Below are 20,201 nucleotides of genomic sequence, written 5' to 3'. Positions count from 1 at the left end.
CTGGTTGAAAGTGGCATTTGACTATACGCGGTGACCGGGCCGGGTTCCTACCGTCGAGGTGACGTAAGGAGGCCCTCTGATGCTCGGTCCCGTTCTCCTCGCCGCCGCGCGCAGCGATCGCGTGCGCGGCCTCGTGACCTCGGTCCCGCTGACGCGGCGGGTCGTCGACCGGTTCGTCGCCGGAGAGGACCTGGACGCCGCCGTCCGGGCGGTGCGCGAGCTGACCGCCGACGGGCTCCGCGTCACCCTGGACCACCTCGGCGAGTACACGCGCGAGCGGGCGCAGGCGGAGGCCACGCGGGACGCCTACCTGGCGATGTTCGGCGCGTTCGCCGAGCGGGGGCTGGCCGCGGGCGCGGACGCGTCGGTGAAGCTGTCGGCGCTCGGCCAGGCGCTCCCCGGCGACCTCGCGCTCGACCACGCGCGGGAGATCTGCGCGGCCGCGGACCGGGCCGGCATGACGGTCACGCTGGACATGGAGGACCACACGACCGTGGACTCCACGCTGGAGATCCTCGGCAAGCTGCGCGCCGACTTCCCGCGGACGGGCGTGGCGATCCAGGCGATGCTGCGCCGCACCGAGGGCGACCTGCGGGACCTGGCGCACGAGGGCTCGCGGGTCCGGCTCGTCAAGGGCGCGTACGCGGAACCGGCGTCGGTGGCGTTCGAGAGCAAGGCCGAGACCGACCGCGCCTACGTGCGCGGGCTGCGGGTCCTGATGGCGGGGGAGGGGTACCCGATGGTCGGCAGCCACGACCCCCGGATGATCGACATCGCGCGGACGCTCGCCGTCACGAACGACCGGTCCCCCGACTCGTACGAGTTCCAGATGCTCTACGGCATCCGCGCCGCCGAGCAGCGGCGGCTCGCGCGGGACAACCGGATGCGCGTCTACGTGCCGTACGGCGCCGACTGGTACGGCTACTTCATGCGCCGCCTGGCCGAGCGTCCGGCCAACCTCGTGTTCTTCCTTCGTTCGTTCGTCTCCCGTTGATCCCGGCGAAGCCGGCCCGGGGGGCGTGGGGGGTCGTCCCCCCTCGCAACCAACACTGATGAGGAGGCCCCCTTCCATGGACGCCGTGACCACCGTTCCGACGCCCGCCAACGAGCCGGTGCGCGGGTACGCGCCCGGCAGCGCCGAACGGGCCCGGCTGGAGGCGAGGCTCGCCGAGCTGACCGCCGAGGCCCCGATCGACCTGCCCATGACGATCGGCGGCGAGCGGCGGCTCGGCGCCGGCGCGAAGGTCGCCGTCGTCCAGCCGCACCGGCACGCGTCGGTGCTCGGGACGTTCGGGACCGCGACGGCGGACGACGCCCGCGACGCGATCGCCGCCGCGCTGGAGGCCGCGCCGAAGTGGCGGGCGCTGCCGTTCGACGAGCGCGCCGCGGTCTTCCTGCGCGCCGCCGACCTGCTCGCCGGGCCGTGGCGCGAGACGATCCTGGCCGCGACGATGCTCGGGCAGTCCAAGACCGTCCAGCAGGCGGAGATCGACAGCCCGTGCGAGCTGGTCGACTTCTGGCGCTTCAACGTGCACTACGCGCGGCGGCTGCTCGCCGAGCAGCCGATCAGCGGCCCCGGGGTGTGGAACCGGTCGGACCTGCGGCCGCTGGAGGGGTTCGTCTACGCGATCACCCCGTTCAACTTCACCGCGATCGCCGCGAACCTGCCGACCGCGCCCGCGCTGATGGGCAACGTCGTGGTGTGGAAGCCGTCGCCGACGCAGACCTACGCGGCCGTGCTGACCATGCGGCTGCTGGAGGAGGCCGGGCTCCCGCCGGGCGTCATCAACCTGGTGACCGGCGACGGGCTGGCCGTGTCCGAGGTCGCGCTCGCCCACCCGGAGCTCGCCGGCATCCACTTCACGGGCTCCACCGCGACGTTCCAGCACCTGTGGAAGACGGTCGGGAACAACATCGAGAAGTTCCGGAGCTACCCCCGGCTCGTCGGCGAGACCGGCGGCAAGGACTTCGTGGTGGCGCACCCGTCCGCCGACCCGGACGTGCTGAAGACCGTGCTGGTGCGCGGCGCGTTCGAGTACCAGGGCCAGAAGTGCTCCGCCGCGTCCCGCGCCTACATCCCCCGCTCCATCTGGGAGAACGGGTTCAAGGAGCGGCTCGCGGACGAGGTCGAGGGCCTCACGATGGGCGACGTGTCCGACCTGTCGAACTTCATCGGCGCGGTGATCGACGAGCGGGCGTTCGCGAAGAGCAAGGCCGCGATCGACCGGGCGAAGGAGGACCCGTCGGTCGAGGTCGTCGCGGGCGGCGCCTACGACGACTCGGTGGGGTACTTCGTGCGGCCGACCGTCCTGGTGTCCGGCGACCCGGAGAACGAGATCTTCACGACCGAGTACTTCGGGCCGATCCTCGGCGTCCACGTCTACGACGACGACCGGTACGAGGAGATGCTCGCGCAGATGGAGTCGGTCGCCGACTACGCGCTGACCGGCGCCGTCATCGCCACCGACCGGGCCGCGATCGCGCACGCCGCCGAGGTGCTCCGCTACGCGGCGGGGAACTTCTACGTCAACGACAAGCCGACCGGTGCCGTCGTCGGGCAGCAGCCGTTCGGCGGGGCGCGGGCGTCCGGCACCAACGACAAGGCCGGCTCGGTGTTCAACCTGCTGCGCTGGACGTCGCCTCGGTCGATCAAGGAGACGTTCGTCCCGCCGACCGACCACCGCTACCCGCACATGGGCTGACGGCCGGCCGCACGTTCTCAGGGCCCGGCCGCCGGGGCGCGCGCTCCGGCGGCCGGCCTTCGCGCGTCCGCGTCGCGCGTCAGATGGACAACGACGTTCTTCTATACGCATAATCATGGCTCGTGACCGCACAGGCCGTCGGGAGGCGTGCATGACGGACGGGCCGCGGCTCGCCGCCGGAACGGAGCTCGACGGCCGCTACCGCCTGGAGAGCCTGATCGGCCGCGGCGGCATGGGCGAGGTCTGGCGCGCGGTCGACACCCGGCTGCGCCGGCCGGTCGCCGTGAAGGCGCTGCCCGCCGAGCTGGCGGACGTGCCCGGCGCGATGGAACGGTTCGAGCGCGAGGCGGAGGCCGCCGCCGCGCTCCAGCACCCCGGCATCACCGTCGTGTTCGACGTCGGCCGCACCGAGGACGGCCTCGCGTACCTGGTCATGGAGCTCCTCGAAGGGGAGGACCTCCGGACGGTCATGCGCCGCCGCCCGGGCGGGCTGCCCGTCGGCGAGGCGGTCGGCCTCGCCGTCCAGGTCGCCGACGCCCTCGCCGCCGCCCACTCGCGCGGGATCGTGCACCGCGACATCAAGCCCGCGAACCTCTTCCTGCTCGCCGACGGGCGGCTCAAGCTGTGCGACTTCGGCATCGCCGGGCTCGCCGACGCCGCGACGCGGCTCACCCAGGACGGCGGGTCCGTCGGAACGCCCCTCTACATGGCCCCCGAGCAGTTCCGCGGGGAGGCCGCCGACTTCCGGTCCGACCTGTACGCGTTCGGATGCGTCCTCCACGAGCTCCTGACCGGCGAACCCCCCTTCCGCTCCGGCTCCGGCCTGCCCGGCCTGCTGTACGCGCACCTGAACGAGCCGCCGCCGCGGGTGGGCGCCCTCCGCCCGGACGTGCCGCCGCACCTGGAGCGGCTCGTGCTCGACCTCCTCGCGAAGGAGGTGGAGCTGCGCCCGGCGAGCGCCGGCGCCGTCGCGTCCTTCCTCCGGGCGGAGGGGCAGGGCACGTCGGCCTCGCAGCTGTTCGCGCCGCCTCCCGGCCCGCCGCCCGCGGGCTTCCCGGCGCCGGGGCTCCCGCCGCACGGCCCCTCGACGAACCCCGGCACGGCCGCCATGACCGCGCCGCACCCCGCCGGCAGGCAGGCCCCGCGGCTGCTGATCGCGGCGGGCGCGGGGGTCGCCGCCCTCGTGGCCGCCGGCGCCCTCGCCGTCCTCGTGCTGCCGTCGGGCGGCGGGACGGGCGGCGGTACGGGCGCCGGGCGCGGGCCCTCCGACCCGGCCGTCCCGCCCGCGACCGCGTCCTCGGCCTCGGCGACCCCGTCCGAACCGGTGGTCCACAAGATCGTCTACAAGGTGAGCGGCAGCGTGTCGCCCCTCTCGGTCATGGTGATGCCGCCGGACGGCGGCATGACGAACCAGACGGTCAAGCCGCCGTGGACCGCGACGTTCAAGGCGTCGCAGTTCACGTTCCTGAGCGTCGGCGGGAACACCGGGATCAAGTCCGGGACCATCCACTGCAGCATCACCCTGGACGGCAAGGTGATCCAGGAGCGGTCCGCCGAGGGGCAGTTCGCCAGCGTCAACTGCATGCACCAGGGATCCTTCTACGGCGGCGGGTTCGGCGCGGCCCCCTCCATGGGGTGAGCCCGCGGCGTCCATGAGGTGAGCGCCGGGCCGCCGGCCGCGCCGCTCACCCGATCCCGGTCGCCGGGAGCGAGATCCAGCCGCGGGTGAACGGCGACGCGATGCGCCGCGCGTTCGCCACGTCCACGCCCGCGTGGGGATGGGCCTTCAGCAGCTCCTCCAGCGCGACGCGCGCCTGGAGCTTCGCCAGGTGCGAGCCGATGCAGAAGTGGACGCCGCTGGAGAAGCCCAGGTGGCGCGGGATCTCCCGGGTGACGTCGAGGTCCCCTGCGGACGGGCCGAACTCCCGCTCGTCCCGGTTCGCCGCCCCGAACAGCATCATCACCTTCTCGCCCGCGGGGATCTCCGTGCCGCGGACCACGACCGGGCGCGTCGTCGTCCGGCCGAGCGCCTGCACCGACGCCTCCAGCCGCAGGAACTCCAGCAGCGCGTTCGGGATCAGCGAGAGGTCGGACGCGAGCCGCTCGCGCTGCGCGTGGTCGGTGTCCAGCAGCGCCACCCCGTGCGAGACCAGGTTGGCGGTCGTGTCGTTCCCGCCCGCGACCATGACGAAGCAGAAGCCGAGGATGTCCCAGTCGGTGAGGCGCTCGCCGTCCGCCTCGGCCACCGTCAGCGCGCTGATCAGGTCGTCGGAGGGGTCGGCGCGGCGGGCCTGGATCACCCCGGTGAAGTACTCGAACATCTCCGCCACGGCGGCGACCGCGTCGTCCTTCAGCGCCTTCAGGTCGAACCCGTCGTCCTGGAGCGTCGTCAGCGCCCGCACCCACGGGGTGAACCGCGCCCGGTCCGCCTCCGGGACGCCGAGCAGGTGCGCCAGCGCGAACGTCGGCAGCGGCGCGGAGAAGTCGCCGTGCAGGTCCGGGGTCTCGCCGTCGGCCGCCTTCCGTTCCATCCGGGCGATGTTCTCCCGCACGAACGCGCGCAGCATGTCCTCCAGCGCCGCGATCCGGCGCGGCGTGAACCCGTGGCTGACCAGCCTGCGCAGGACGGTGTGCCGCGGCGGATCCAGCATCACGATCGTCGGCGCCAGGCCCAGCGTGCCGATCTCGTCCGGATAGAACGTCAGGCCCTGCGCGGACGAGAACGCCCCCGCGTCGCGCGTCGCCGCCCAGATGTCCTCGAACCGCGACAGCGCCCAGAACGGCGGGTCGTCGTGGCGGTGGACGGGGTCCTCGTCGCGGAGCCGCCGGTACGCGGGGTACGGGTCGGCCTGGAATGCGGGATCGAACGGATCGTAGACGTCCGCCATGGCGCGGCCCTCCGGGGGGTTATAACGAGCACCGTTATTAACGCCCTCTGTTAGTATCACCGCGTGCCGAGAGACGCAAGCGCCACCCGAGACCGCCTCATCCGCTCCGGCGCCCGCCTCTTCGCCGCCGAAGGCATCGACGCCGCCCGCACCCGCGACATCGTCGCCCTCGCCGGGCAGGGCAACGACTCCGCCATCACCTACCACTTCGGCTCCCGCGCCGGACTCCTCGACGCCATCCTCCGCGCCGGTGTCCAGCGCATGGAACCCGCCCGCGCCGCCACCCTCCCCGCCCTCGACCCCGCCGACCTCCACGGCATCGTCGCCGCCATCGTCGAACCCACCGCCGCCGAACTCCGCACCCCCGAAGGCCGCGACTTCCTCCGCATCACCGCCCAGCTCGCCGGACGCGCCGGCATCCGCGGCCACCGCGTCCCGCCCGTCATCGCCGGCACCGCCCTCACCCGCCAGCTCGACCTCCTCCAGGCCGCCTGCCGAGCCCGCCTCCCCGAACCCCGCGCCCTCGAACGCATCGCCGTCGCCATCGCCTTCCTCACCGCCGCGCTCGCCGACCGCACCGGCCGCATCGAACCCGGCCACCCCGACCCCACCCTCCTCGACCACGACGCCTTCGTCGCCGACCTCACCGCCATGCTCGCCGCCGCCCTGCAAGCCCCCGTCCACACCCCCGCAACGCCCCGTCCCTAATCGGTTTGCGCAAGCACCCCCAGCCCCATAGAGTTAAGACATCACCGCGGGGTGGAGCAGTTCGGTAGCTCGCTGGGCTCATAACCCAGAGGTCGCAGGTTCAAATCCTGCCCCCGCTACGGGTCCTAGGGTCCGTGTGGTCGCGCCTTCGGCGCTTCCCCACGGACCCTTCGCCGTTTTCCGGGGGGACGACCCCCCGAGCCCCCCCGGTGTGGGGGCTCCGCCCCCACGCCCCCGCGCGCGCTTCGCGCGCCTTTGGGGCTTCGCCCCTCGCCCCCTTGCTTGTGCTTGTTCTTGCTCTGCGCCCTGTCTTGGGGCTTCGCCCCTTGCCCCCTTGCCTGTGCGGTTTCTGCTCTGCGCTCTGCTTTTTTTGGGGGTTGCGGGTTTTCGGGGGTGGGTGATTGTGGGTTTTTGGTGTCCGTATTTTGCGGGGGTCGGGTGATCAACTGTTACGGATACGTTGCGGTCGGTGCCGGGTGGCCTGCCTAGACTGGGTGTTGCGCGCGGGGGGATTTGCATTCTTGCTCATCCGATGGGAGTGAGATGGCGGAGGATCCCTCTGGTCGGCGGGGCGCGAGGGTCCAGGAATTCACCGCGGTCTGCGGGCTTCTGCTGACCTTTCTCACGCTCTATGAGGGGCCGCTTCTGAGAATGCCGTGGTGGGGGCAGGCGCTCGTCATCCTCGGCATCGTGGTGCTGGGGATCGCGATCGTCGCCGTCGCGACCTCTTCCGGGAGCGGGCCGGGGATCTGGCCGCGGGTGATGGCCGCCGTCCGGCGAGCCGTCGAAGTCGCGCGGTGGGCGTGGGGGCTCGTCCGGCTCGGGGCCGCCGGGATCGCGGCCGCCGTCGTCGTCATCCTGGGGATCATGTTCGTGCCGCCGCTGTGGTCGGCGGCCACGTCCGGCGGGGCCTGCGGCGAGCCGATCGACCTGCGGGTCGTCACGGACGCCGAGAACGTCGGGCCGCTCACCGCGGCGGCGCGCAGGTACATGGCGGACAGATCGGGCGGCGGCTGCCGGACGGTCACCGTCGACGTCACCGGGGACGCACCGGCCGAGCAGGTCGAGCAGGGCTTCTCGCACGGCTGGACGAGCCCCGGGACCGGGCTGAACGACGACGACTGCTCGTCGCGGCCCGCGCGGGCGACGCTGCTCGGCGCGCAGCCGGACGTCTGGATACCCGCCAGTTCGATCGTCGCGCGGGGCGTGCGGGACCACCTCAAGGGGCTGAGCGCGTGCTCGGGGAAGGCGAGCCCCGTGCTGGCCGAAGCCGACCTCGACCTGCAGGGGTCCGTGGCCTCGTCGCCTCTGGTCGTCGGCGTCTTCCCCAGGTCGGACCAGCCGAGCCTGGTGGCCGACGGCGGGAAGCAGAAGCTGGGGCCGCTGCTGGACGCGTTCTACAAGGACGGGCTGGTCCGCTCCCTCGCCCGCCCGTCCCCGGACGCCTCCTCGTCCGGGCTGCTGGCGACCCCGCTGCTGTACCAGGCCATGCCGGATTCCCGTGGCGATCCGGCGCGGGTGGAGGAGGACCTCGCCCAGACCGAGGCGCCCGCCGGTGACGCCGTCTCGATGCTCTGTGAGTTGCGGAAAGGCCCTCCGGCCCCGCCCGACGGCATGGCCGTGATCGTGCCGGAGAGCGTCCTCGCCAGATATGACCACGGTGACGCGCTGGGCGGCACGGGATGCCCCAGCGGGGCTCCGCCGCAGCAATGGCGGCTCTTCCCCTACTACGCCGACGACCTTCCGGTTCTCGACTACCCCTTCGTGCACGTCCGCTGGCAAGGCCAGGACACCGGCCGGCGTGACCGGGCGGTGGCGGACTTCCGCAAGTGGCTGCAGCGGGACGCGCTGACGCGGGAAGGGCTGCGCACCCCGTCGGGAATGCTGACCGGTGACGATCACGCGGTGCGGGACCTGCGCGAGGGCGGCCACTCCGTTCCCGACCTCGTGCCGCCCCGTCCACTGGGGGGCGGCGAGAGCTGCACCGGGTCGCTGGAGGACCTGCTGGGCTGCTACCACGGCGCCCGGCCGCCGCTTCCGCTGAGCGTGATGCTCGACGTCTCCGGATCCATGGCGAACCCTTCGGGGCCCCAGAGCGATCCGCGCCTCGGGTTCGCGCAGGAGCTGGCGCTGCGCGTCATGGGCGGGGTCCGGCCGAGTGCCCCGACGTCGCTGTTCCTGTTCTCGCGCCCGCCCGGGACGCCCCTCGGGTACCGGATGCCGAACGGCGGGCTGACCGCCGCCGCGGGCGGTGAATCGGACCGTTCCGACGTGGAGACCGCCGTCCAGCGGGCCACCACGAACGGCTGGGACCTGCCGCTCACCTCGGCCGTCGACCAGGCCGCCGCGCATCTGCCGCTCGGCAGGCAGACGCTGGTGGTGGTGACCGACGGGCAGGCCGCGTCCACCAACCCCGGCGCCCGCGACCAGGCCGCCGCGCTCGCCCGGCGGCTCAAGAAGGACTACCCCGACATGGACCTGCTGATCGCGCTCACCCCGTCGTCGGACTGCCGCGCCGAGCCCGTCGCCTCGATCGCCGCCGCCTTCGGCCCGGACTCGTGCAAGTCCGCGGACACCGTCGACGCGCTCACGAGTCTTCTGATGGCCCAGATCTACCGGAGCGACGGCTGATGGCCGCGCCGCGCAGGCGCATCGTCGCGTCCGTCGTGGCGTTCGCCGTGGCGCTGGTGCTGCTGCAGGGGATCCGGTGGTCGCTGGCGTATCACCCGCTGTTCCACGGCTGCGGCGAGCACCGCGGCCTGACGATCGCCGCGGACGTCGACGTCAGCCCGGACTTCCAGCGGCGCGCCCTCGTCGAGGACTGGAACCGCCTGCACCCGAAGCAGCCGGCGACCCTGATCGAGGTGGCGCGGTCCACGGACACGACGCGCAGCCAGCTCGCCGCCGCCCTGGAGTCGGGGAGTTGCGCCTACGACGTGCTGCTCGTCGACGTGGCGTGGCTGCCGGAGTACGCGCGGCGGGGCTTCCTGGCGCCGGTGCGGGACGCCTGGATGGACGACCCGTCCGACTTCCTCCCGTCGACGATGAGGACGGGCCAGTGGAAGGGCGAGCAGTACGCGGTGCCGTGGTTCACCGACGCCGGCCTGCTGTACGTGCGGAAGGGCACGAAGGCCCCCGGCTCCTTCGACGAACTGCTCAAGGACGGGTACGCGACGCAGCTGGCGGACTACGAGGGGCTCACCGCGAACGCGCTGGAGGCCATCTGGAACTCAACGGGGGAGCTGGTCCTCAGCGACGCCGTCGACAAGGTGGACGAGCGGACCGCGCGGGTCGTCCTGACCGGCCTCGACCGCCTCGCGCAGGGCGGGCCCGCCCTGGCGGCGTCCCGGGACTCCATGGAGGACGGGGCCCTCAAGGCGTTCGCCTCGGGGCAGGCGACGCTCATGCGCAACTGGCCGTACGCCTTCAGGGCGCTCACCGCCGACCCGCGCGTCGGGAACGGCTTCGACGTGCGGCCCCTGCCGTCCCGGGGCTACACGGTGCTCGGCGGCTGGGACCTCGCGGTGTCCGCGCGCTCCAAGCACCAGGCCGGGGCGGGGGAACTGGTCGATTTCCTGACCAGCAGGGACTCGCAGCACACCCTGTTCGTGTGCGGCGGGTTCACGCCGACGCGGAGTTCGGTGTTCGACGACACGAGGCTGTGCGGGGACAGGAAGTACAGCTCGGGCGAGCTGCCGCCGGCCGACCGTTTCGCGCGGTTCGCCGGCACCCTCAAGACGGCGCTGTTCCAGGCGCGGCCCCGTCCCGTCACGCCGTACTACGCGCAGTTCAGCGAGACGTTCCGCGGCTGCGTCGAGCAGGTGCTCGACGCGCATGACGTTCCCCCGCGGGCCCGGGAGCCGAGCGCCGCGACGCTCGCGAAGGTGCTCACCGCCGCTCTGAAGGGCGAGCACCGCAGCTGTTGATGATCTCCGCGAGGCGGTCCGGGTGGGAGAGGAACGCCGAGTGGCTCGAGGGGATCTCGTGGACGCGGCCGGCGCGGCCGCTGAGGGTCCGCTGGACGCCCACGGCGGTCGCGCGGTCCTGGGTGCAGACGACGTAGGTGGACGGGATCGTCCTCCATGCGACGGCGGTGGGGGACTGCTGCACGAAGGGCGGGGCCATGGGGCGGAGATGGCGCGCGGCCTCGCGGGGGTCGGGGCAGTCGTGGAAGAGGACGTGCTCGGCGCGGTCGGGCTTGAAGGCGAGCAGCCCGTCCTCGGTGAAGTCGCAGTCGACCTCGGGATTGACGTTGGGCTCGCCGCCGGCCTGGGCGCCGAAGCCCATGAGGGTCTCGCCCTCGTCGGCGTTGTAGGCGGCGACGTAGACGAGGTGCCGCACGGCGGGGTGGCCAGCGGCGGCTTCGGTCGCGGGGATGCCGCCGTAGGAGTGGGCGACGAGGGTGACGCCGGTGGCGGCGTCCAGGACCTCCCTGATCGCGCGGGCGTCGTCGTGCATGTCGCCGTGGGCGGGGCCGCAGCTGGGCAGGTCGACCGTGACGGCCGGGGCGTCCAGGCGGGGCGTCACCTCCCCCCAGTACCAGGGGCTGTGCCAGGCTCCGTGCACCAGGACGTACGTCATGGCCGGTCCTCTCGTCCGCTGCGAAACATCGTAGAACGATCTGAAGGGGCCGTCTCGGGGCTGCGGGGAAGCGGACATAACCTGGGCGTATGCGGAATGTGGTGGCGGGTGTGCTCGATGTCTGCTGCGTGCTCGTGTTCGTGGGGATCGGGCGCAGCTCGCATGACGAGGCGGCCAGCGTGACGGGGTTCCTGAACACCGCGTGGCCGTTCCTGGTGGGGCTCGCGGCCGGGTGGGCCGTGCTGCGGGCGTGGCGCCGGCGGGCGGACGCGGTGGTGCCGGTGGGGATCGGGGTCTGGCTGTCGGCGGTCACGGTGGGCATGGTGCTGCGGGTGATCTCGGGGCAGGGGATCGCGTTCACGTTCGTGCTGGTCGCGCTCGTGTTCCTGGGGCTGGTGCTGCTCGGCTGGCGGGGCGTGGCGCGGGGTGCGGCGGCGCTCCGGGGTGACAAACCCGAGCGTGTCTGAGTTGTTGGATCTCTCCAAATGACCAGGCGGTCTGTTTGCCGGTCGGGCCGGTTGACGCCGGGCGCGCGGTGCTGGTGAAGTTACCCGCGAGTCACGTGGGTGACCGAGCAAGCATGTCGAAGGGGACACGATGGCATCTGCGCTGCGGGACTGGCTGGACAAGCCGAACACCGGACGCGGCGTACACCTTGCTGCCGACGACGGCGGCTGGGACTTCCGCGGCTACGGTGAGCTGGCCTCCGCCGCGCGCCGCACGGCCGGAGCGCTGATCGAGGAGGGCGTCCGCCCGGGCGACGTGGTCTGCCTGATCCTGCCCACGGACTTCACCTGCATCGAGACCTACTTCGCCGTGTGGGCCGCGGGCGCCACGGTCTGCCTGATCACCCCGCCGCTGTTCCAGGACGGCGACGACTACGTCGCGCACGTGGCCGCGATCCTGCGGCAGGCGAAGCCGGTGCTGGTGGCCGCGTCCGCGGACCTGGCGGACTACGCGGGACGGGCGATGGCGCAGGCCGGCCTGCCCGGCGGGCCGTGGCTGCCGCGGCAGGCGGCGGCCGAGGCCGAGGTGCAGCCCGCCGGGGAGCTGGCGCTGCTGCAGTTCACCTCGGGGTCCAGCGGCGCGCCGCGCGGCGTCATGGTGACCTGGGACAACCTGGAGGCCAACAGCGAGCTGATCGCCCGGTCGGCGGGCTTCGAGGACGACGACGTCGTCGCGTCGTGGCTGCCGCTGTACCACGACATGGGGCTGATCGGCTGCTTCCTCACGCCGATCGCCCGGCAGGGGAAGCTGCGGCTGATGCGCCCCGACCACTTCATCCGCGACCCCGCACGCTGGATCCGCTGCTTCGCCGAGGCGCAGCACACGGCGGCGCCGCCGTTCGCGTACGCCTACTGCGCGCGGCGGGTGAAGCCGGAGCAGCTGGAGGGCCTGGACCTGTCCGGCTGGAAGATGGCGCTGATCGGCGCGGAGCCCATCGATCCGCACTCGCTGGAGGTGTTCGCGGAGCTGCTGGAGCCGTTCGGGTTCTCGCGGACCGCGTTCCGGCCGGCGTACGGGATGGCCGAGACGACGCTGCTCGTCACGATGGACAAGGAGCTGCGCGACCCGCTGGCCGTCCGGCCCGACCCGGAGTCGCTGTCGTTCGGGAAGCCCGTGCGGATCCTGGAGCAGCACTCGCTCGGGCCGCGGTCGATCGGCGCGAAGGCGGGCTGGATCGTCGGCTGCGGGACGCCCGAGGAGGACGTGCCCGTCCGGATCGTCGACGACGAGGGCCGGACGATGCCGGAGGACGTGCTCGGCGAGATCGTCGTGGGCGGCGCGTCGGCGTGCCCGGGCTACTTCGCGGGCGCCGAGGCCAAGTCGACGCGGTTCGTCGACGGCGAGGTCCACACGGGCGACGCGGGCTTCTTCCACGAGGGCCAGCTGTTCGTGCTGGGGCGGATGGGCGACAGCATCAAGGTGCGCGGCCGGTCCGTCTACGTGGAGGACCTCGAATCCAAGATCGCCGAGGTGTCCGGGCTCGGCAAGGGCCGCATCGTGGTCGTCGGGGTGCCGGGCGCCGGGCAGAAGGGCCTCGCGCTGTTCGCCGAGACGCTGGACGACGCGTGGGTGCCCGAGGTGCGCGAGATGTTGCGCCGGCGGGTCGGCGAGGACGTCGAGGTGACGATCGTGGTCGGCACCGGGCTGATCCAGCGCACGTCCAGCGGCAAGCCCCGCCGCCGGTACATGTGGGAGCGGCTCAAGGACGGCAAGATGGACGGCGCCCGCGTCGTGGACTGAGCCCGCGCGGCGGCCGGGAGGGCCGGCGTTGTGAGGTCAGCCTCTGAACGGGGCGTCCAATTGCTAAAGCCGGTGATAACGGACAACATGGGTTGACGCTCTGAGAGGTCGACGATGCCGTCTGTTGCCACGACGCTTTTTCGCCTGGGTTCCCGCCTGGGTTCCACCGCCCAGAACGCCCTCGAGGTCGCCCGTTTCGGCGGCCTGGACACCGAGGAGGACGCCTCCCCGTTCGAGGTGGTGGCCGAGCAGCGCGTGTACCGCCTGCGGCACTACTTCCCGCGGGCGGCGGACGGGCCGGTGGTGCTGCTCGTCCCGCCGCTGATGATCACCGCGGAGGTGTACGACATCTCCTCGCGGGTCAGCGCGGTGGGGGTGCTGCGGGACCTCGGCGTGGACCCCTGGGTGGTCGACTTCGGCGCGCCCGAGCGCGAGCCCGGCGGGCTGGAGCGGACCGTCACCGACCACGTGGTGGCGGTCAGCGACGCGATCGACCGGGTCCGCGCGGCCACCGGGCGGGACGTCCACCTCGCCGGCTACTCGCAGGGCGGCATGTTCGTCTACCAGGCGGCGGCGTACCGGCGCAGCGAGGGCGTGGCGTCGATCGTGACGTTCGGCAGCCCGTCCGACACCAGCGTCGGGCTGCCGTTCGGGCTGCCGAGCTGGATCGCGACGGAGGGCGCCGAGCGGATCCCGGACTGGATGCTCGGCGGGTTCGCGGTGCCGGGCTGGGTGACGCGGCTGGGGTTCCAGCTGCTCAGCCCGGTGAAGTCGGTGCGGTCGCGGGCCGAGTTCCTCATGCAGCTGCACGACCGGGAGCGGCTGGCGCCGCGCGAGCGGCAGCGCCGGTTCCTGGAGCGGGAGGGCTGGGTGTCGTGGCCCGGCCCGGCGCTCGCGGAGTTCATCCGGCAGTTCGTCCAGCACAACCGGATGCTGACGGGCGGGTTCGTGATCGGCGACCGCCTCGTCACGCTGGCCGACATCACCTGCCCGGTGCTGACGTTCGTCGGCGAGGTCGACGAGATCGCGGCGCCGCCGATGGTGCGCGGGATCCGGCGGGCCGCGCCGCGCGCCCAGGTGTACGAGGCGTGCCTGCGGGCCGGGCACTTCGGGCTCGTGGTGGGCGGCCTCGCGATCTCCCGGACGTGGCCGGCGGTCGCGGCGTGGGCGCGGTGGCGCGAGGGCGACGGGGAGCTGCCCGAGATCGTCGCGCCGGTGACCGGGGACGAGGAGGTCCCGCCCGCGTCCCTTCCCGGCGGGCCCGCGGGCTACGGCCTCCAGCTGGCGATGGGCATCGGGACGAGCGCGGCGCGCTCGGCGTTCCGGACGGCGGCGCGGGCCGTCCAGGGGACGCGGCAGCTGAGCGGGGAGGCCGCGCAGAACCTGCCGCGGCTGGCCCGGCTGGAGCGGATCCACTCCGACACGCGGATGTCGATGGGCCTGCTCCTGGACGAGCAGGCCCGGCGCATGCCCGGCGAGGTGTTCTTCCTCTACCAGGGGCGGGCGCACACCCACGACGCCGCCAAGCGGCGCATCGACGCGATCGTGCGGGGGCTGATCCACATCGGCGTCCGGCACGGGGACGCGGTGGGCGTGCTGATGGGCACGCGGCCGACGGCGCTGGCGCTGGTCGCGGCGCTGAGCCGGCTCGGCGCCGTCGCGGTGCTGCTGCGTCCGGACGGCGACCCGGCGGCGGAGGCGCGGCTGAGCGGGGTCACCCGGGTGATCGCCGACCCCGAGCACGCGGCGCGGGCCGCCCGCCTGGACGGGGTCGAGGGCCACGTGCTCGGCGGCGCCGGGCGCGGCGACCGGCCGGGCGGGCGCGGCCCGCTGCCCGACATGGAGCTGATCGACCCGGACGCGGTGGAGCTGCCGCGCTGGTACCGGCCGAACCCGGGACGGGCCGGCGACCTCGCGTTCGTGATCTTCAGCGGGGACGGCGAGCACCTGCGCGCGAACCGGATCACCAACCGGCGGTGGGCGCTGTCGGCGTTCGGCACGGCCTCGTCCGCCGCGCTGTCGCCGGCCGACACCGTCTACAGCATCACGCCGCTGCAGCACCCGTCCGCGCTGCTGATGAGCCTCGGCGGCGCCGTCGCGGGCGGCGCGCGGCTCGCGCTCGCCAGCGGCTACGACCCGGAGACGTTCTGGGACGAGGCGCGCCGCTACGGCGTGACCGTCGCGTCCTATACCTGGACGCTGCTGCGCGACCTGGTGAACGCGCCGCCCGACCCGGCCGAGCGGCACCACGCGGTGCGGCTGTTCATCGGGTCGGGGATGCCGCGCAACCTGTGGCGGCGGGTCGAGGACCGGTTCGCGCCCGCGCGGGTGCTGGAGTTCTACGCCTCGACCGAGGGTGAGGCGGTCCTGGTCAACCTGAGCGGCAAGAAGCCCGGCTCGCTCGGCCGCCCGCTGCCCGGCAGCGCCGAGGTGCGGCTGGCCCGCTACGACCTGGAGAGCGGGCGCCTCGTCCAGGGGCCGGATGGCCTCGGGGTCGAGTGCGAGCCCGGCGAGATCGGCATGCTGCTCGCGCGGGTCCGGCCGTCGGCGCTCGGGGCGGCGGCGCGGCCGGTGCGCGGGGTGTTCCGCCCCGAGGACGCGTGGACGATCACCGGCGACCTGTTCCGGCGCGACGCCGACGGCGACTTCTGGCCGGTCGGGCGGGACGCGGAGCTGATCCGCACGGCGGAGGGGATCGTCCCGCCGGGGCCGATCCGGGACGCGCTCGGCGACCTGCCGTACATCGACATCGTCGCGGTCTACGGGATCCCGGTCGGCGACACAGAGCTCGCCGCCGCGGCCGTCAGCCTGCGCGACGCCAAGCGCGGCGAGGCGGGTGGGGCGGGCACGGCGGGCCGTCCCGCCGCGGACGGCGCCGAGCTGAAGCCGGTGGACCTGTCGGAGGCGCTGCTGCGGGTGGAGCCGGGGCTGCGGCCGGCGATCGTCCGGGTGGTGGACGAGGTGCCCGTCACGGCCGGGCGGCGGCTGCGGACGGCTCCGCTGCGCGCGGAGGGCGTCCCGGCGGTGGCGGACGGGCGGACGTACTACCGGGACAAGGCGGGCGCGTACCGGCCGCTGACGGAGGCGGCGCGGCGGCGGCTGCTGCGCGCCCCCGCGTCCGGCGGTGTAACTCACCTGCCGTAAGCCTGGACTTACGGCCGTCCGTTGCGTTACAACAAAGCGACAGAAACTGCACTTTTGTTGCACGCCGCCCCGGCCCCCGCCCGGGCGGCGCGTCCGGAGGATTCATGACGAGCGTGCTCGCGCCGCCGCCGGAGGGCAGCGGACTCAAGGCGGTCCCCGGCGTCCCCGGAATCCCGTACGTCGGCAACACCCTCAGCGTGATGCGCGACCCCATCGGGATGGCCCGGCGCCGCTACGAGGAGTACGGCCCGATCGCGTGGGGCTGGCTGCTCGGCATGCGGACCTGCACCGTCCAGGGGCCGGAGGCCGCCGAGGCCGTCCTGGTCAACCGGGACAAGGCGTTCGCGAACGGCCCGGCCTGGAGCTACTTCATCGGGCCGTTCTTCCACCGCGGCATCATGCTCCTCGACTTCGAGGAGCACCTGCACCACCGCCGCATCATGCAGCAGGCGTTCACCCGGCCCCGGCTGCAGGCGTACATGGAGGCGATGGCGCCCGGCATCGTCCGGGGCGTCGAGGCGTGGGACGCCCGGTCCGGCTTCAAGGTCTACGACCACGTCAAGCAGCTCACCCTCGACCTCGCCACGGACGTCTTCATGGGCGTCGAGCTGGACCGCGCCGAGGCCGACCGGGTCAACGGCGCGTTCATCGACGCCGTCCGCGCCGGCACGGCCTACGTCCGGTTCAACGTCCCCGGCCTGCGCTGGAACAAGGGCCTGCGGGCGCGCAGGGAGCTGGAGGCGTTCTTCTACCAGCACCTGCCCGCCAAGCGCCGGGACGGCGGCGACGACCTGTTCGCGGCGCTGTGCGAGGCGGAGACCGACGACGGGCAGCGCTTCACCGACGAGGACGTCGTCAACCACATGATCTTCGCGCTGATGGCGGCGCACGACACCACCACCATCACGCTCACCACGATGGCGTACTACCTCGCCAAGTACCCGGAATGGCAGGAGCGGCTGCGGGACGAGACGTTCGCGCTCGCGGAGCGGCTCGGCCGGCCGTCGCTGGAGTACGCGGACCTCGACGCGCTGACCGGCATCGACATGGTGATGAAGGAGTCGCTGCGGATGGTCCCGCCCGTCCCCGCGCTGCCGCGCCGGGTCGTCAAGGACACCTCGATCCTCGGCTACCACATCCCCGCCGGCACGACCGTCGTCGTCCCGATGCTGAGCAACCACCACATGTCCCAATGGTGGAAGGACCCCGACACGTTCGACCCCGAGCGGTTCTCGCCGGACCGCCGCGAGGACAAGGTGCACAAGTACGCGTGGTCCCCGTTCGGCGGCGGCGCCCACAAGTGCATCGGCATGTACTTCGCGGGAATGCAGGTGAAGACGATCCTGCACCAGGTCCTCCAGCGGTACCGGTGGAGCGTGCCCGGGCGGTACGAATGGCCGCTGGACACCACGTCGCTGCCGTCCCCGAAGGACGGCCTGCCCGTCCGGCTCGACCGGCTTCAGGAGGCCCCGTGAGCAAGGTCATCGCGATCACCGGCGCGGCGCGCGGCATCGGGCTGGCGACCGCCCGCGCGCTCAAGGCCCGGGGCGCCGCCGTCGTGATCGGCGACGTCGACGAGGCCGCCGTGAAGGAGGCGGGCGAGTCGCTGGGCGTCGCCGCGTTCCCGCTGGACGTGACGGCGCGCGAGTCGTTCGAGGCGTTCCTGGCGAACGCCGAGGACGCGGCCGGGCCGCTGGACGTGCTGGTGAACAACGCGGGGATCATGCCGATCGGGCCCGTCACCGGCGAGAGCGACGCCGACGCCCGCCGCTGCCTGGACGTCAACGTGCACGGCGTCATGCTCGGCACGAAGCTGGCGCTGGGCCGGATGCTGCCGCGCGGGCGCGGCCACGTGATCAACGTGGCGTCCGTCGCCGGGGTGCTGCCGACGCCGGGCCTCGCGCTCTACAACGCCAGCAAGTCCGCGGTCGTGGCGTTCACCGAGGCGGCGCGGCTGGAGGTGCGGGGAAAGGGCGTGCACGTCAGCGCGGTGCTGCCGACGTTCACCAACACCGACCTGATCGCGGGGACGCGCAGCCCGAAGGGGATGCGCAACTGCGAGCCGGAGGAGATCGCCGCGGCCGTCGCCGGGCTGATCGCCCGCCCGCGCCCGCAGGTCGTCGTCCCGAAGGCGCTGGGCCGCCAGATCAGGCTCGGCGCCCTCCTGCCGGACCGGCTGAAGCAGGCCGTGTCCCGCCGCTACGGGCTCGACACGCTCTTCCTGGACTACGACCCGGAGGCCAGGAAGGCCTACGACGCGAGGATCCGCTCCGCCCCCTGACCGCTGCGGGCGGCGCGGGCGCGGCGGAAGGCGCGGCGGGCCTGCGGGAGGTAGCGGGCGGCCTCGGGGAGCAGCGGCCACAGCCGGTTCCCGGCGCGGACGGCCGCGGCGAACCGGCGGTACCGGCGCTCGTCGGCCGCGCTCCAGGGCAGCTCCAGCAGCTCGCGCATCCGGGGGTGCAGGCCGCCGACCGTGATGAACCGGGCGACCGCGTTCAGCGGCGGCGACACCGCCCGCCACACCGGCGCCGGCACCTTCGGCGGCGCGGGCAGGCCCTTGGTGACGTAGCCGACGCCGTACCGGGCGGTCTTGTGCGCGACGATCTCCTCGTCGAGCATCCGCTTCCAGTACGCCTGGAACGCCTCCCAGTCGTCCGGCATGGCCCGGTCGCTGACCCCGTACATCCGGAACCAGGTCTTGGACTCGTCGTAGATGCGGCGCTTCTCGTCCTCGCCGAGCGGCCGGATGAACGTCTCGATGCCGTAGAGCATGTTGTCGAGGAAGGTGGCGTGCGCCCAGTAGTAGGTCTCGGGGTCGAGCGCGTGGTAGCGGGAGCCGTCCGGCATCGTCCCCTTGATGCCGACGTGGTAGTCGCGGACGCGCCGTCCCGTCTCGGGGGAGCGGTCGCCGCCGTAGACGGTGTCGAGGATCGGGCCGGCGGAGCGCTTCAGCCGCGCGAACGTCTCGGAGAAGAACACCGAGTGGTCCAGGACGCCCTGGCCGAGCGCCGGGAGCATGTTCTGCAGCACCGCGGCGCGCGGGCCGACCAGCAGCATCCGGGTGTCGCCGAAGTACCGCCAGGTCAGCGAGCCGGGGCCGAGAGGGGTGGGCGCTGGATCGGGCATGGACACCGCCGAGGGGGAACGAGGATGGAACAGAACGACAGTAATTGTAGCTGTGTCGCGCGGAATGTCACGGAAGGGGCCCCGGGGGCGGTTAAGGTGCGTCCATGACCACGGACGCGACCTCGCTGACCGGTGCCCGGCCGTCTGAGCGCGGCGACGGCGGGCTGCTCGCCCGGCTGTCCGATCCCGCCGCCGACGGCGACGACCTCGACGCCCGGATCCTCGACGCCGCGCTCGGCGAGTTCGAGACCTACGGGCTGCGCCGGGTCAGCGTCGAGGACGTCGCCAAGCGGGCCGGCGTCGCGCGCACCACGATCTACCGGCGGTTCACCAACAAGGAGCAGCTGCTCCAGGCGGTGATCCTGCGCGAGTGCCGCCGCTTCCTCACCGGCATCGCCCACGCCACCGAAGGGCTCGCGTCCCCCGAGGACGCGGTGGTCGAGGGCTTCGTGGCCGGGTTGCAGAGCGCCCGGACGCACCCGCTGATGACGCGGGTCCTGCAGAGCGAGCCGGAGGCGTTCCTGCCGCAGCTCAGCATGAACGGCGGCGCGGTGATGATCGCCGCCCGCGACGTCCTCGCCGACCGGCTGCGCCGCGCCCGCCCCGACCGCGCCGACGAGCACAACGCCGTCGCCGAGGTGCTGCTGCGGGTCGCGGTGTCGCTGCTGCTGGTGCCCGGCGGCGGGCTCGCGCTGGACGACGAGGACGACATCCGCGCGTTCGCCCGCGGCTACCTCACCCGGATGCTGCGGCCGGGGGACGGCACCGGCTGAATCGCCCATTCCGCCCCGGGCGGCCGTCCCGT

The 20,201-nt window shown here is 73.2% G+C and carries 15 protein-coding genes and 1 tRNA gene; 13 read left to right on the top strand and 3 right to left on the bottom strand.

Features of this window, described 5'->3' with window-relative positions:
- Positions 1-79: 79 nt before the first annotated feature.
- The 3 genes from amrb99_RS04725 (at position 80) to amrb99_RS04715 (ending at position 4,341) form a co-directional block, all read left to right on the top strand.
- Positions 80-994 carry a proline dehydrogenase family protein gene (locus tag amrb99_RS04725; RefSeq protein WP_190852670.1) on the top strand — a complete coding sequence of 305 codons (915 nt, stop codon included), beginning with the start codon at positions 80-82 and terminating at the stop codon, positions 992-994.
- Positions 995-1,070: 76 nt separating this feature from the next.
- Positions 1,071-2,702, top strand: a complete 1,632-nt coding sequence (gene pruA / locus amrb99_RS04720; RefSeq protein ID WP_190852667.1) for an L-glutamate gamma-semialdehyde dehydrogenase — start codon at positions 1,071-1,073, stop codon at positions 2,700-2,702.
- 151 nt (positions 2,703-2,853) lie between these two features.
- Positions 2,854-4,341, top strand: coding sequence for a serine/threonine-protein kinase (locus tag amrb99_RS04715; RefSeq protein WP_190852665.1), 1,488 nt, complete (start codon positions 2,854-2,856; stop codon positions 4,339-4,341).
- A 46-nt stretch (positions 4,342-4,387) separates the two neighbouring features.
- On the opposite strand, the gene amrb99_RS04710 is transcribed toward amrb99_RS04715, so the two are convergent.
- The gene (locus amrb99_RS04710) at positions 4,388-5,590 is read right to left on the bottom strand and encodes a cytochrome P450 (protein WP_190852663.1); all 1,203 of its coding nucleotides are present in this window, start codon (positions 5,588-5,590) and stop codon (positions 4,388-4,390) included.
- 63 nt (positions 5,591-5,653) lie between these two features.
- Between amrb99_RS04710 and amrb99_RS04705 the strand changes: the two genes are divergently transcribed.
- The 4 genes from amrb99_RS04705 to amrb99_RS04690 all read left to right on the top strand — a co-directional run bounded on the left by amrb99_RS04705 (position 5,654) and on the right by amrb99_RS04690 (position 10,224).
- Positions 5,654-6,298: a TetR family transcriptional regulator gene (locus tag amrb99_RS04705; protein ID WP_190852661.1), complete on the top strand. Its 645-nt coding sequence runs from the start codon at positions 5,654-5,656 to the stop codon at positions 6,296-6,298.
- Positions 6,299-6,343: 45 nt separating this feature from the next.
- Positions 6,344-6,417: transfer RNA gene (locus amrb99_RS04700), tRNA-Met, on the top strand.
- A 532-nt stretch (positions 6,418-6,949) separates the two neighbouring features.
- The gene (locus tag amrb99_RS04695) at positions 6,950-8,929 is read left to right on the top strand and encodes a substrate-binding domain-containing protein (RefSeq protein ID WP_190852659.1); all 1,980 of its coding nucleotides are present in this window, start codon (positions 6,950-6,952) and stop codon (positions 8,927-8,929) included.
- The gene (locus tag amrb99_RS04690) at positions 8,929-10,224 is read left to right on the top strand and encodes an extracellular solute-binding protein (RefSeq protein WP_190852656.1); all 1,296 of its coding nucleotides are present in this window, start codon (positions 8,929-8,931) and stop codon (positions 10,222-10,224) included. The genes amrb99_RS04695 and amrb99_RS04690 overlap by 1 nt, the downstream gene beginning before the upstream one ends.
- Here the strand turns inward: amrb99_RS04690 and amrb99_RS04685 are convergent.
- The gene (locus amrb99_RS04685; RefSeq protein WP_190852654.1) at positions 10,187-10,879 is read right to left on the bottom strand and encodes an alpha/beta hydrolase; all 693 of its coding nucleotides are present in this window, start codon (positions 10,877-10,879) and stop codon (positions 10,187-10,189) included. The genes amrb99_RS04690 and amrb99_RS04685 overlap by 38 nt on opposite strands.
- A gap of 89 nt (positions 10,880-10,968) precedes the next feature.
- On the opposite strand from amrb99_RS04685, the gene amrb99_RS04680 reads away from it, so the two are divergent.
- The 5 genes from amrb99_RS04680 (at position 10,969) to amrb99_RS04660 (ending at position 18,551) form a co-directional block, all read left to right on the top strand.
- Positions 10,969-11,346 (top strand): DUF3054 domain-containing protein, encoded by a 378-nt coding sequence (locus amrb99_RS04680; protein WP_190852651.1) that lies wholly within the window; start codon positions 10,969-10,971, stop codon positions 11,344-11,346.
- 130 nt (positions 11,347-11,476) lie between these two features.
- A complete protein-coding gene (locus amrb99_RS04675; RefSeq protein WP_190852649.1) occupies positions 11,477-13,126 on the top strand; it encodes an AMP-binding protein in 1,650 nt (549 codons plus the stop codon).
- A gap of 114 nt (positions 13,127-13,240) precedes the next feature.
- Positions 13,241-16,270, top strand: a complete 3,030-nt coding sequence (locus amrb99_RS04670) for an AMP-binding protein (RefSeq protein WP_190852647.1) — start codon at positions 13,241-13,243, stop codon at positions 16,268-16,270.
- Positions 16,271-16,374: 104 nt separating this feature from the next.
- Positions 16,375-17,745: a cytochrome P450 gene (locus amrb99_RS04665; protein ID WP_190852645.1), complete on the top strand. Its 1,371-nt coding sequence runs from the start codon at positions 16,375-16,377 to the stop codon at positions 17,743-17,745.
- Positions 17,742-18,551 carry an SDR family oxidoreductase gene (locus amrb99_RS04660; protein ID WP_347256529.1) on the top strand — a complete coding sequence of 270 codons (810 nt, stop codon included), beginning with the start codon at positions 17,742-17,744 and terminating at the stop codon, positions 18,549-18,551. The genes amrb99_RS04665 and amrb99_RS04660 overlap by 4 nt, the downstream gene beginning before the upstream one ends.
- On the opposite strand, the gene amrb99_RS04655 is transcribed toward amrb99_RS04660, so the two are convergent.
- Positions 18,521-19,396 (bottom strand): oxygenase MpaB family protein, encoded by an 876-nt coding sequence (locus amrb99_RS04655; RefSeq protein ID WP_190852641.1) that lies wholly within the window; start codon positions 19,394-19,396, stop codon positions 18,521-18,523. The two genes, amrb99_RS04660 and amrb99_RS04655, sit on opposite strands and share 31 nt — an antisense overlap.
- A gap of 104 nt (positions 19,397-19,500) precedes the next feature.
- Here amrb99_RS04655 and amrb99_RS04650 point away from each other — a divergent pair, with 104 nt between their 5' ends.
- On the top strand, positions 19,501-20,169 hold the full coding sequence (locus amrb99_RS04650; RefSeq protein ID WP_190852639.1) for a TetR/AcrR family transcriptional regulator: 669 nt from the start codon (positions 19,501-19,503) through the stop codon (positions 20,167-20,169).
- Positions 20,170-20,201 lie beyond the last annotated feature (32 nt).

The organism is Actinomadura sp. RB99, assembly GCF_014706005.1.
In the GTDB taxonomy this organism is placed as follows: domain Bacteria; phylum Actinomycetota; class Actinomycetes; order Streptosporangiales; family Streptosporangiaceae; genus Spirillospora.
Note: the sequence above shows the minus strand (reverse complement) of the source record. Positions and strands in the feature narration are given on the sequence as shown.

What these genes read in the sequence shown, in the direction of transcription:
- amrb99_RS04725 (WP_190852670.1), top strand. Translation starts at nt 80, where the DNA reads ATGCTCGGTCCCGTTCTCCTCGCCGCCGCGCGCAGCGATCGCGTGCGC.
- pruA (WP_190852667.1), top strand. Translation starts at nt 1,071, where the DNA reads ATGGACGCCGTGACCACCGTTCCGACGCCCGCCAACGAGCCGGTGCGC.
- amrb99_RS04715 (WP_190852665.1), top strand. Translation starts at nt 2,854, where the DNA reads ATGACGGACGGGCCGCGGCTCGCCGCCGGAACGGAGCTCGACGGCCGC.
- amrb99_RS04710 (WP_190852663.1), bottom strand. Translation starts at nt 5,590, where the DNA reads ATGGCGGACGTCTACGATCCGTTCGATCCCGCATTCCAGGCCGACCCG.
- amrb99_RS04695 (WP_190852659.1), top strand. Translation starts at nt 6,950, where the DNA reads ATGCCGTGGTGGGGGCAGGCGCTCGTCATCCTCGGCATCGTGGTGCTG.
- amrb99_RS04690 (WP_190852656.1), top strand. Translation starts at nt 8,929, where the DNA reads ATGGCCGCGCCGCGCAGGCGCATCGTCGCGTCCGTCGTGGCGTTCGCC.
- amrb99_RS04685 (WP_190852654.1), bottom strand. Translation starts at nt 10,879, where the DNA reads ATGACGTACGTCCTGGTGCACGGAGCCTGGCACAGCCCCTGGTACTGG.
- amrb99_RS04680 (WP_190852651.1), top strand. Translation starts at nt 10,969, where the DNA reads ATGCGGAATGTGGTGGCGGGTGTGCTCGATGTCTGCTGCGTGCTCGTG.
- amrb99_RS04675 (WP_190852649.1), top strand. Translation starts at nt 11,477, where the DNA reads ATGGCATCTGCGCTGCGGGACTGGCTGGACAAGCCGAACACCGGACGC.
- amrb99_RS04670 (WP_190852647.1), top strand. Translation starts at nt 13,241, where the DNA reads ATGCCGTCTGTTGCCACGACGCTTTTTCGCCTGGGTTCCCGCCTGGGT.
- amrb99_RS04665 (WP_190852645.1), top strand. Translation starts at nt 16,375, where the DNA reads ATGACGAGCGTGCTCGCGCCGCCGCCGGAGGGCAGCGGACTCAAGGCG.
- amrb99_RS04655 (WP_190852641.1), bottom strand. Translation starts at nt 19,396, where the DNA reads ATGCCCGATCCAGCGCCCACCCCTCTCGGCCCCGGCTCGCTGACCTGG.
- amrb99_RS04650 (WP_190852639.1), top strand. Translation starts at nt 19,501, where the DNA reads ATGACCACGGACGCGACCTCGCTGACCGGTGCCCGGCCGTCTGAGCGC.